Genomic DNA, 10,616 nt, shown 5'->3' with positions numbered 1-10,616 from the left:
GCTCATGCACAAACGCACCCTGAGCCGGCCGCAGATCCACCCACCCCTCCGTGTTCAACCGCTGCAACGCCTCCCGCACCGGCTGCCGCGACACCCCCAGATGACCCGCCAGCTCACTCTCCACCAGATGCTGACCAGGCTGAAGCGCACGCGTCGTGATCAACTCCAACAACGCCCCGTACACACGATCACGCAGGGGTCCTGGGCGCTCGAGCCTGGGCACGGTGCCGTACGGCAGTCCTGTGGTCGGCAACATCGCGGTCCCTCCTGTACAGCGTTGCCGCTGTAGCTGAGTGCCAACTGTCGATTGGCTTTCGCCTACAGTCTACGGCGCACAAGTGCTTCACGAGTCTTGCTGACCTCTGACTCCATCCTGTAGACAATATCCAGTCGACAAAGTCGACAGTTCCTCGGTCACCCTCACCGAACGGAGCTTCCTCGTCATGAAAGTCGCAGTTCTCGGCGCCGGTGCGATCGGCGCATACGTAGGTGCGGCCCTGCACCGTGGCGGCGCGGATGTGCAGCTCGTCGCCCGTGGCCCCCACCTGGCGGCGATGCGCGGGCAGGGCGTCCAGGTCCTCAGCCCCCGCGGTGACTTCACCGCCCACGTCCATGCCACCGACGACCCGGCCGAGATCGGCCCGGTCGACTACGTCTTCCTCGGCCTGAAGGCCAACTCGTACGCGGCGTGCGGGCCGCTCATCGATCCCCTTCTCCACGACACCACCGCCGTCATCGCGGCCCAGAACGGTATCCCCTGGTGGTACTTCCACCGGCACGGCGGCCCCCACGACGGCCACCGCGTCGAGAGCGTCGACCCGGCGGGTGCGGTCAGTGCGGTGCTCGCGCCCTCCCGGGCCATCGGGTGTGTCGTCTACGCGGCCACCGAGCTCGAAGCTCCCGGGGTCGTAAGGCACTTGGAAGGCACCCGGTTCTCCATCGGCGAGCCCGACCGGAGCCTGTCGGAGCGGTGTCTGGCGTTCAGTGAGGCCATGCGGCTGGGTGGTCTGAAGGCTCCGGTCGAGGCGAACCTGCGCGACGACATCTGGCTCAAACTGCTCGGGAACATCTCCTTCAACCCGATCAGCGCACTGGCCCGCGCCACCATGCGGCAGATGTGTCTGCACGGCGGCACCCGCAAGGTCATCGAGACGATGATGGCCGAGACCCTCGCGGTCGCCGAGGCCCTCGGCTGCACCGTAGGCGTCTCCATCGAGCGGCGCCTGGCCGGCGCCGAACGCGTCGGCGACCACCGTACGTCCACGCTCCAGGACCTGGAGCGCGGCAAGCCCCTCGAACTCGACGTCCTGCTGACCGCCGTGATCGAGCTGGCGGAGATCACCGGGGTGGACGTGCCCACCCTGCGCACGGTCCACGCCCTCTCCGACCTCCTCGCCCTCCGGTCCGCCGCATGACGGAACTGAGCACCCACGCGCCCGGATCCGTCGGCCGGACCCGGTCGGCGGTGGGCACCGCGGTCCCGAACGCCGGTACCGCCGTTCCCATGGCCCATGCGGTCGGCCGGGACATCATCCAAGCGGGCCTGGCCGACCGGGAGTTCATCGTGCGGGCCACCTCGGGGTACGAGGAGTACCGGAGACTCGTCGAACCGTGGACGCTGTCGCTCGCGGTGAAGGTGACGGGCGTACGGGCCACGTCCATAAGGGAGTTGGCGCGGGCCTGGGCCTACGGCGAGCCAGGCCTGCCGTCGGGCATCGCCGAGTACGACGGAGGTGCGGTCCGCGCATGGCACAACCTGGAGCTGCTCGTCGGGCGCGAGCAAGGCGGTCGTGACGGCCGGGCGCCCTTCCAGCTCGTCGAGCATCCCCCTCCGGTCGATCTGACGGACGAGCGCTATCCGCTTCGGCTGACGAGAGGGAGGCGCCTCGACGCACACAACTTCCGTCTCCCAAGGGGCGGTTCAGCGTCGCCGCTTCGGCGCACAGAGTGCGTCGAGCTGAGTCCCGAGGACGCCGAGCGCTACGGCGTGGTGGTCGGCGAGGAAGTGCGGGTGGTGACCCGGCGAGGAGCGACGACGGCACCGGTGTGGGTGGACCCGGCGCTGCGTCCGGGCCTGGCGTTCATGACCGAGCCGTCGAACGGGACGGACGGCAACGAGTATGTGGCCAGGGCTCGTTGTCCGATCGCGGGGGCCGCGGAGTTCGAGGCCGCCGCGATCCGCATCGAGAAGTCGCCGGCCACGGCGCTGCGGAGCTGAGGTCGGCCATGGGGCGAGTGGCGGAAAGGCCCGGAGTGGCGCGCGACGTTGACGGAATGGGGCTCGTCCGCGACGGCGAGTCCCGTCCGAGGCGGAGACGTCTGGCTCCATCCCGACCCGCTCATGGCCGGGACTCTGACGCAGGGCGGGCGTACGACTTCCTCCCGCGGCCCGTCCGGCAAGGCGAGACCCGGCGCGGTCCCCGCAGCGCCTCGGCGATTCGTTCCCCGCACTCCCCCGGTCCGTGTCGAACCCGGCGTCCTCGCGAGCCTCCCCGACCGGCTCGGCGCGGCCGCACAGGTCCTCGACCGGGCCGGGGGCCATGTTCCGGTGCCGTGCTCGCCGTGCGTCGGACCGGGCCTTCGGCCCCCATCCGGCTCGTGCGTGGTCGGACCGGGCCTTCGGCCCCCGTCCGGCTGTGCGTGCGGGCACTCCATGAACGTGTACGCGGGTGTACGCCGGCTCGCCCTGCCGGCCGCCGCGGCGGTCCGGGCTCGGCCGGCCTGCCCGTTTACACGACGGCGGGACCCCGACCGGCGGGGAGCGCCCCCTGCGCCTTCGGGGTCCCGCCTCAGTCGGCTCATGCCCGGGACTCCTCGGTGCCCGGGGCGTTGTCAGTGGCGGGTGCTTCACTGGGGACCAGCCAGGAAGGTCCGGCCGGTCAGGTGAGTCCGGCCAGTCGGAGCAGGAGCGACTTCACGTCGGTGGCCGCGATGCGGTCGTCGACGGCACGGGGGGTGGAGCAGATGAGGAGCGGACCGTCGTCGTCGCTCTCGGGGAGGCGGCCGTGGCTGCCGCGAATAGGTGACGGGTCGAGGGGCACCACCGCCATGCGGTAGCGCAGTCCCAGTTTCTTGCGGGCCAGCGCGGTGGCCGCCTTGACCTTGACGTAGGGGTCGAGCGGGTCCATGAACAGTTCGACCGGGTCGTAGCCGGGTTTGCGGTGGATCTCGACCAGCTGCGCGAAGTCGGGCGCGCGGTCGTCGTCGAGCCAGTAGTAGTACGTGAACCAGGCGTCCGGTTCCGCGACGGCCACGAGTTCGCCGGCGCGCGGGTGGTCGAGGTGGTGGGCCTTCTTGCCCTCGTCGTCGAGGAGTTGCTCCAGGCCGGGCAGTCCGTCGAGGGCGGCGCGGGTGGCGTCCAGGTCCTCGGGGCGGCGCACGTAGACATGGGCGATCTGGTGGTCGGCGACCGCGAAGGCACGGGAGGCCATCGGGTCGAGGTACTCCATGCCGTCCTGCGTGTGCACCTCCAGTAGTCCGGCGCGGCGCAGGGCCCGGTTGATGTCGACGGGGCGGTCCGCGCGGGTGATGCCGTACTCGGACAGCGCGACGACGGTACGGCCTTCCGCGCGGGCGTCGTCCAGGAGCGGGGCCAGCGCCCGGTCCAGGTCGGCCGCGGCTTTCAGGGAGCGCGGGTCGTCGGGGCCGAAGCGCTGGAGGTCGTAGTCGAGATGAGGGAGGTAGCAGAGCGTCAGGTCGGGGTGGCGGGTGCCCATGATGTGGCGGGTGGCGTCGATGATCCACTGGCTGGAGACCAGGTCCGCGCCGGGGCCCCAGAAGTGGAAGAGGGGGAAGGTGCCCAGCTTGTCGGTGAGTTCGTCGTGCAGGGCCGGGGGCCGGGTGTAGCAGTCGGGTTCCTTGCGGCCGTCGGCGTAGTAGACGGGGCGGGGGGTGACGGTGAAGTCGGTGTCGGCGCCCATGGCGTACCACCAGCAGATGTTGGCGACGGTGTAGCCGGGGTGGGCGCGGCGGGCGGCGTCCCAGAGCTTGTCACCGGCGACGAGACCGTTGTGCTGCCGCCACAGGAGTACGTCGCCGAGCTCGCGGAAGTACCAGCCGTTGCCGACGATGCCGTGCTCGCTGGGGTGGGCGCCGGTGAGGAAGGTGGACTGGGCGGCGCAGGTGACGGCAGGCAGGACGGTCCCGAGCGGGGCGTGGGAGCCGGACTGGGCGAGGGACTTGAGGTGGGGCATGTGGTGCAGGAGTTGGGGGGTGAGGCCGACCACGTCGAGGACGAGGAGGGGGGTGGGTCGCGCGGCGGGGGGCCCCGGGTCGGTGGCGGCCGCTGCCGGTGCGGCTTGCGGGGGCTGGGGGCTCATGGCAGCTCCTTGAGGCCGAGGTCGGTCAGCAGGTCGCGGGCGAGGGTGAGTTCGGCGGCGATGCCGTCGGCGAGCTGGGTGCGGGCGCGCGGGCGCAGTGCGGGTGGGAGGGCCTGCCAGGTGTAGGTCTCGACCTCGAGGTGGCGGGTGAGGGGGTGCGGGCCGCCGACGAGCCGGGTCAGGGCGGCCTGGAGCACCGGGAGTGTGGAGGTGAGGGGTGCGGCGGGGGCGGCGTGCAGGGGGACGTGGAAGTGGGCGCGCCAGGGTGCGCCGTCGGGCAGGGCGTCCGCGGCGAGGGCCGCGCCGAGGTCGTCGGTGCCGCGCAGACCGGCGGCGGTGGCCGTGCGGGTCTGGTGCAGGAAGCGGGGTTCGTCGAAGGCGGCGAGTGCCTCGCGGACCTCGGGGAGGTGGGGGTGTTCGGCGTGCAGGGCAGCGGAGAGCTGGGACTTGACGACGGGGACGCGGGCGGTGGTGAGCGCGTCCAGGGCGGTGTGCGGGTCCTCGAAGGAGGTGGCGAGGTGGCAGGTGTCGACGCAGATGCCGATGCGGTCGTGGGCGATCGCCGTCAGGGGGGCGATCGCGTCGCCGGTGGTCTCGACGACGCAGCCGGGTTCGGGTTCGAGGCCGACGCGGATGGAGCGGCCGGTCAGTTCGTGGAGGGCGTCGAGACGTTCGGCGAGGGTGAGCAGGGCGGTGCGGGCCTTCTCGGCGTCCGCTTCGTCGTAGCCGGTGCGCCAGGCGAGCGGAAGGGTGGAGATGCTGCCCTCGGTGACGTCGTCGGGCAGGAGTCCGGTCAGCACGCGGGCCAGGGCGGTGGTGTGTTCGAGGCGTTCGGGGTCGGTCCAGTCCGGTTTGTAGACGCGGTACTTGACCTTTTCGGCGCCGAAGCCCTCGTAGGGGAAGCCGTTGAGGGTGACGACCTCCAGGCCGCGGCGGTCGAGTTCGGTGCGCAGCTCGCGCAGTGCGGAGGGGTCGGTGACCAGGGCGTGGGCGGCGTCGCGGGCGAGCCACAGGCCGATGCCGAGGCGGTCGCGGCCGAGGCGGCGGCGGACGGGTTCGCAGTGGTCGCGGAGCTGGGTGAGGACGCCGTCGAGGGTTTCGGCGGGGTGGACGTTGGTGCAGTAGGCGAGGTGGACCGTGGTGCCGTCGGGGTGGCGGAAGCGCATGGCTCACGCCTCCGTCTTCTGCGGTCCGCGCAGGATGGAGTTGCCCTCGTGGGTGACGTCGGTGACCGGGACGTCGAGGTCGAGGCGGCCGCTGAGGCCGTAGAAGGCAACGGGGTTGCGCCACAGCACCCGGTCGACCTCGTCCTCACTGAAGCCCTCGGCGAGCATGAGGTCGCCGACCTTACGGGTCTTCAGGGGGTCGCTGCGGCCCCAGTCGGCGGCGGAGTTCACCAGGACCTGCTCGGGGCCGTAGGTGCGCAGGATCGCGACCATCCGCTCCTCGTCCATCTTGGTGTCCGGGTAGACGGAGAAACCGAGCCAGCAGCCGCTGTCCTTGGCCTCCTTGACGGTGGTCTCGTTGAGGTGGTCGACCAGGACCCGGTCGGTCGGCAGGCGGGACTCGCGGACGACGTCGAGGGTGCGGCGCAGGCCCACGAGCTTGTCGCGGTGCGGGGTGTGGACGAGCGCGGGCAGTCCATGGTCGGCGGCGAGCTGGAGCTGGGCGGCGAGGGCGGTGTCCTCGGCCGGGGTCATGGAGTCGTAGCCGATCTCGCCCACGGCCACGACCTGGTCCTTGACGAGATACCGGGGCAGTTCGTCGAGGACCGGGGTGCAGCGGGGGTCGTTGGCCTCCTTGGGGTTCAGGGCGAGCGTGCAGTGGTGGGCGATGCCGTACTGCGCGGCGCGGAAGGGCTCCCAGCCCAGCAGGGCGTCGAAGTAGTCGAAAAAGGAGGCGGGCGAGGTGCGGGGCTGGCCCAGCCAGAAGGACGGCTCGACCACAGCGCGCACTCCTGCGGTGTGCATGGCCTGGTAGTCGTCGGTGGTCCGTGACGTCATGTGGATGTGGGGGTCGAAGATGCGCATCAGGACTCCTTGCCGTGGGCGCCGTCGGCGCCGGGGGCGGTGTGGGGGCGTTGGGCGCCGCTGGTGCCGTGGTCGGCGGCCGGTGCGGGTGGGCCGGCCTCGGGGTCGGTCAGGGTCAGGACGCGGTACAGGTCCTGGGGGACGGGCCGGCCCGCGGCGGTGCGTTCGGCGGCGTAGTCACCGAGCATGCGGGCGAGTTCGGCGTCCGCGCGGGCACGCCGGTCCAGTTCGGCCACCTCGGTGACGGGCACGCCGGTGAACAGGCACTTCAGGACGGCGTGACGCCACTGGTGGGCGGCGAGGTGGCGGGCGGCGTAGGGGCCGACGGCGGCGGCCAGGAGCCGGGTGTCGTTGGTGCGCAGGGCGTCCTCGACGAGCGGGAGTGCCTGCGGGCCGGACACCAGGTGGGGCAGGGCGTGCAGGACGGCTCGGCGTTCGGCGGCGGTGCCCTGGGCGTAGACGCGGGTGAGGGCGTCGGTGTCGGCGCGGGCCGCGTGCAGGATCAGGACGCGGACGGCGTCGGCGTGTTCGGGCCCGCAGCGGCGTCCGGCCTCGGCGAGACGCAACTCCCACGGGGAGATGGGGCCGTGGGTGCCGGGGTGGGCGGCGGCCTCGGCGAGGGCCTGGTCGAGCCAGGCACGGGCGGCTTCGCCGAGTCGGGCGGCGAGGTGGCGGTGGAGGGCGGTGAGCGGGGTGTGGGGGTCAGGGGTGGCGGGTCCCCTCTGGGTGTTAGCCAGGGAGGCCGCCTGGTGGGCCGGGACCTGGGCTTGGGCTTGGGCCTGGGCTTGGGCCTGGGAGTGGGTCATGGGGTGCTTCCTTGTGAGAGCGCCACTGCCTGACGGAGGAAGGGGAGGGAGAGTTCGGCGAAGTGGGGGCCCGCGTGGGAGTGGCGGGGCAGCTCGACGACGGTCAGGCCCTCGTAGCCGGTTTCGGCCAGGGCGGCGAGGACGGGTGGGAAGTCGATGTCGCCGTCGCCGAAAGGGAGGTGTTCGTGGACTCCGCGGCGCATGTCCTCGATCTGGACGTGACGCAGCCAGGGGCCCGCGGCGCGGACACAGTCGGCGGGTGATCGGGGCTCCAGGCACTGGCAGTGCCCGATGTCGAGGGTGAGGCCGAGGGCCGGGGGGTCGCCGAGGGCGGTACGGAGGTGGTGGAAGTCGGCGAGGGTGGCGAGGAGGTGGCCCGGTTCGGGTTCGACGGCGAGGGGGACGCCGGCGGTGGTGGCCGCTTCCAGTACCGGGGCGAGGGCCTCGGCGAGCCGCTTCCAGGCCAGGTCCGGGTCCGTGCCGGCCGGGGTGACGCCGCTGAAGCAGTGCACGGCGTGGGCACCCAGGTCGGCCGCGACCTGGACGGCTCGCACCAGCAGGTCGGCACGGCGGGCGCGGTCGTCGGGGTCGGGGTCGAGCAGGGAGGGGCCGTGCTTGCGGCGCGGGTCGAGCACGTAGCGGGCCCCCGTCTCGACAGTGACCGTCAGCCCGAGCTCGTCCAGCCGCTGCGCGAGGCGACGAGTGCGGGCGACGAGGTCGGGGGCGAGGGGGTCGAGATGCATGTGGTCGAGCGTCAGCCCGACCCCGTCGTAACCGAGGTCGGCGAGGAGGGAGAGAGCGTCTTCGAGACGGAGGTCGGCGAGACCGTTGGTGCCGTAGCCGAAGCGGAGTTGGGGGGTGGGTGGGAGTGGGGTGGAGGTCGTTGCGCCGGAGGGGGTGGGGGCTGATCGCGCGACGCGGGCGAGGGCGGTTCTGGTGGTGCCGGGGGCGGGCTCCGGCGAAGAGACCGAGGCGGCTCCGGTGGTACCGGGGATGGGCTCCGGCGAAAAGGCCGAGGCGGCTCCGGTGGTACCGGGGATGGGCTCCGGCGAAAAGGCCGAGGCGGCTCCGGTGGTACCGGGGGTGGGCTCCGGCGGAGAAGGCGGGGCCGGTGTGTGGGCTTCGGGGCTGGGCTCGGGGAGGGGGCTGGTCATGTGACGCTCACCTTTCTCGCGAAGCGGGTTGCCAGGGGGGCGAGGGCGGCGGTGAGGAGGGCGGTGAGTGTCGCGGACTTCGTACCCGAGCGGGATGCGAGGGCCGCCTGGAGAGGGATCGTGGCGCGGATGCCCCCGGTGACGGCGCGTTGCGTGAGCGGGGGTGACGGGTTGAGCACGGCGTGGAAGTAGGGGCGCGCGGCCGTGACCGCGTAGGCCGTGGCGAGGGCGGCACGGAGAGCGGCGGACGGGTCGTCGAGGCGCCAGAGGCGGGAGTCGCCTTGGGGAGGGGGCGTGACGGGTCCTTGCGGGAGGGAACGGGCCGCAGTTGTCCGGTGCTTGAGGGAGGGCGGTTCGCTGGAGCGTCGGCCTTCGCCGGTCCGGTCCGTCGGGAGCGACCGTGGCCGGGCCACGAGGCGGGTCAGTGCGGCAGTCGTGGCCAGCGCCGCCAAGGGACCTAGGGGTGAGCCGCCCTGCGCTTCCTTACGCGACACGGTCGTGAGCGCGAGGGTGTGGGCCCCGAGGAGAGCGGCGGAGGGGAGAGCCTGCCGGATGCTTTGGAAGGCGGTCGATGCGGGAGCCACTACGGAGGCGGCACGCGCCTCGTCGGCGACGGCGGAGACCCGGGCTCCGACCGCGTCGGCCTTCTGCCCTACGCCGAACCCTCGCAGGCCCCCGTCCGCATCGGCCCTCTGCCCTACCGCGACCCCTCGCAGGTCCCCGACCGCATCAGCCCTCACACCGAACGCACCCACCAACCCGCCCGGCCCGAACGAACCCACCACCCGACGCACTCCGCCACCACCCACCGGCCCGGCACCGCCGTCGCCCGTCCTCCGCGCCGCCCCCGCTCCCGCCCCCGCTCCCGCAGCAGACGCCGCCGACGACGCCCCCAGCAGCAGATCCAGCCCCCGTGCCGTCGCCATCGCCGCCGGGCCGAACCGTGTGTTCTTCAGGGTGAGGTCGTACGCCCACACGGTGGCCGCCAGCGGTACCGCGACGGTGAGGGCCGGGCGGCCCGCCCAGGCTGCGAAGGAGAGGCCCGCGCCCGTCAGAACGCAGGCCGCGCCCAGGGCCGCCGCGGGACGGATACGGCCGGAAGGCAGAGGGCGGTGCGGGCGTTCCACGGCGTCCACGTCACGGTCGGCCCAGTCGTTGAGGGCCATGCCCGCCTCGTAGAGGCAGAGAGAGGAGGCGATGGCGAGGAAGGTGCGGGGAGTGGGGCGCGCGGAGACTGCCGCGGTGCCGGCGAGTGCGTCGCCGGGCACGGTGAACAGGGCCGGAAGGCGCAGGAGCTCAGCCCAGGCGCGGGCGCGAACGCGAACGCTGACGCCGCCCGCGCGGATACGTTTCCGTCCCCCTGGGCGGGGTGAAGTCAGCGGCGACGGGAGTGCAGCGGGCTTCGGCTGCGTCCGGCCGCCGACTGCGGACGGGTCGTACGGTGCCGCCGCCCCCCGCGCCGTCACTGCTGCTCCCCGGAGCGACCGGCGTCGACCGAGCCCGTTCTCGGCTGGCGACGACCGCCGGGACTGATCTCCCTTCTCGCGGCGACGAGTTCGGCGCTCATGGCGGCTGTCAGGCCATGGGGCAGGACACTGCCGGCCGCCAGTGCCTCCGCCCGTTCGGACAGGCGGCGGTCCACGGTGTCGTGGCCGCCGAAGGCCAAGGAGGCCAAAGAGGCCAAGGACGCCAAGGAGGCCAGGGAGGCCAGGGCGGACAGTCCGCCGTCGGTGAAGGGGGGCTTCTCGGTGACCAGCCCTGTCGGCGGGTGCGGCCCCGCGGTGAGGGCCGCGCCGCCCGTGACGAGCGTCGTGGCGACGGACCCGCGAGCGTCGATCAGCCGGACTCCGACCCGCGGTACAGAAACGGACGCGGACATGAACAGCCTCCTAGAACAGGTGGTACGCAGGCCCCCGGGACGGCCGAGCGCGTGCTGCGCGCATCGCCGCGACGGGAGGTGAAGAGGGCGGTCCGGGGTGCGGCGCCCCGACCGTCTCGCTCGATCAAGGGGTGCGCCGACGGCGGCGCGGGGCGGCGCTCAGGGCACGGGGACGGGACCCCTGCCGGGCGCAGGCTCTCCCCGCGCGCCGACGACCCGCCGCCCCTCTGGCCCGCCGGTCCACCGACCCGCACGTCCGCCGCCCCGCCAGTCCGCCGCCCCGCCAGTCCGCCGCCCCGCCGGAGCACGCCCAGGACCGGAGAGAATTACTCGCCGCCTCCGAATGCTGCGTCGAAGGAGGCCGACGGGGCCTCGAAGTCGTACCGCTTGAGGCTCTTCAACGCCTCCGGCGCGCCCTGGAGCCGGTC

Annotated in this window: 8 protein-coding genes and 2 pseudogenes; 2 read left to right on the top strand and 8 right to left on the bottom strand. The window is 72.9% G+C overall.

The genetic code is table 11. From position 1 onward, the window contains the following. Positions 1–253, bottom strand: a 253-nt coding sequence (locus IF54_RS40140; RefSeq protein WP_037821162.1) for a GntR family transcriptional regulator, incomplete at its 3' end; no start/stop codon positions are given. A 190-nt stretch (positions 254–443) separates the two neighbouring features. Here IF54_RS40140 and IF54_RS0138195 point away from each other — a divergent pair. Both IF54_RS0138195 and IF54_RS44285 read left to right on the top strand, forming a co-directional pair. Continuing rightward, a complete protein-coding gene (locus IF54_RS0138195) occupies positions 444–1,415 on the top strand; it encodes a 2-dehydropantoate 2-reductase (RefSeq protein ID WP_030327274.1) in 972 nt (323 codons plus the stop codon). A 371-nt stretch (positions 1,416–1,786) separates the two neighbouring features. Then, positions 1,787–2,218: pseudogene (locus tag IF54_RS44285) on the top strand (molybdopterin dinucleotide binding domain-containing protein); the annotation flags it as partial. 661 nt (positions 2,219–2,879) lie between these two features. Here IF54_RS44285 and IF54_RS0138185 read toward each other — a convergent pair. From IF54_RS0138185 to IF54_RS40670, 7 genes and pseudogenes are all read right to left on the bottom strand, one after another. Further along, positions 2,880–4,319 (bottom strand): nucleotide pyrophosphatase/phosphodiesterase family protein, encoded by a 1,440-nt coding sequence (locus IF54_RS0138185; RefSeq protein ID WP_030327272.1) that lies wholly within the window; start codon positions 4,317–4,319, stop codon positions 2,880–2,882. Further along, entirely contained in the window at positions 4,316–5,485 is a 1,170-nt protein-coding gene (eboE, locus tag IF54_RS0138180; protein ID WP_030327271.1) for a metabolite traffic protein EboE, read from the bottom strand. Before eboE ends, IF54_RS0138185 begins: the two co-directional genes overlap by 4 nt. A gap of 3 nt (positions 5,486–5,488) precedes the next feature. Beyond that, positions 5,489–6,349, bottom strand: coding sequence for a TatD family hydrolase (locus IF54_RS0138175; protein ID WP_030327270.1), 861 nt, complete (start codon positions 6,347–6,349; stop codon positions 5,489–5,491). Beyond that, on the bottom strand, positions 6,349–7,155 hold the full coding sequence (locus IF54_RS0138170; RefSeq protein WP_030327269.1) for an EboA domain-containing protein: 807 nt from the start codon (positions 7,153–7,155) through the stop codon (positions 6,349–6,351). Before IF54_RS0138170 ends, IF54_RS0138175 begins: the two co-directional genes overlap by 1 nt. Then, entirely contained in the window at positions 7,152–8,150 is a 999-nt protein-coding gene (locus IF54_RS0138165) for a sugar phosphate isomerase/epimerase family protein (protein ID WP_051735705.1), read from the bottom strand. Before IF54_RS0138165 ends, IF54_RS0138170 begins: the two co-directional genes overlap by 4 nt. Before the next feature lie 155 nt (positions 8,151–8,305). Further along, the gene (locus IF54_RS0138160) at positions 8,306–9,577 is read right to left on the bottom strand and encodes a UbiA family prenyltransferase (protein WP_051735704.1); all 1,272 of its coding nucleotides are present in this window, start codon (positions 9,575–9,577) and stop codon (positions 8,306–8,308) included. A gap of 251 nt (positions 9,578–9,828) precedes the next feature. After that, a pseudogene (locus tag IF54_RS40670) lies at positions 9,829–10,188 on the bottom strand (myo-inositol-1-phosphate synthase); the annotation flags it as partial. Positions 10,189–10,616 lie beyond the last annotated feature (428 nt).

The organism is Streptomyces sp. NRRL B-3229, from assembly GCF_000719505.1.
GTDB lineage: Bacteria > Actinomycetota > Actinomycetes > Streptomycetales > Streptomycetaceae > Streptomyces > Streptomyces griseorubiginosus.
The sequence above is the reverse complement of the archived record's forward strand: the minus strand, read 5'-3'. Positions and strand labels throughout refer to the sequence as shown.